The organism is Pseudoalteromonas sp. NZS11_1, from assembly GCF_015864275.1.
Taxonomy (GTDB): Bacteria; Pseudomonadota; Gammaproteobacteria; order Enterobacterales; family Alteromonadaceae; genus Pseudoalteromonas; species Pseudoalteromonas arctica.
On the sequence record NZ_JADYXK010000067.1, the window covers coordinates 1 to 712 of the forward strand.

Genomic DNA, 712 nt, shown 5'->3' on the forward strand with positions numbered 1-712 from the left:
TTTTAAGTCCTGAGTTATCAATTCTTCGCCCAGTCCATCTTGTGATTGGTGGCGTTCAATAATACGTTTGCTTGCGCGTTCTAGTTTTGCTTTTTTACGCCCTAGCTCATCGAATGTGCCGCTCCACTCCTTACTCGCATTGGACTTTAATTTACACCCATCAATGGCAAACATGTTGCGGCCTATCAAGTCTTCCTCATCACATATCATCAGCACTTGTGTAAAAAGCGGCTCAATTTGTTCATGCATTTTAGCCACGAAGCCTGCTATAGATGTGTAATGTGGCTGGATATCACCCGACACACTCATAAATAAAATATTATGCTCGCAAGCCTTTGCAATCCGACGGCTACTGATAAAACCATGTGCATAGCCCAGTAAAATAATCTTTAGCATTACCGAAGGTGGATACGCAGCAGCGCCCGTTTTGTCGTTGTTATACCACGCGTCAAATCCCGATAAATCGAGTTTATTTTCGACGATATAACAAAGGGCATATTCAAAGGTGCCAGGCAAAATTTGCTCAGCGAAATTGATAGGAATGAATTTATTTTGGCAGGATAAGTCAGGCTTGTAGTTGGCCATAACGATTTACCGTGGGTGAATAATATCTATTAGATCACAGCGAACGGATGGGTTCAAGGTTAAAAAGCAATCAATTTGAAATAGTAGAATACGTTCCTAAAAAGAGTAATTCTACAACCTCAACGCC

General features: G+C 41.3%; 1 protein-coding gene. It reads right to left on the bottom strand.

What is annotated here, in order from left to right:
- The coding region (locus I6F44_RS19510) for a transposase (protein WP_197174412.1) at positions 1-585 on the bottom strand (585 nt) is incomplete at its 3' end.
- Between the last annotated feature and the right edge of the window lie 127 nt (positions 586-712).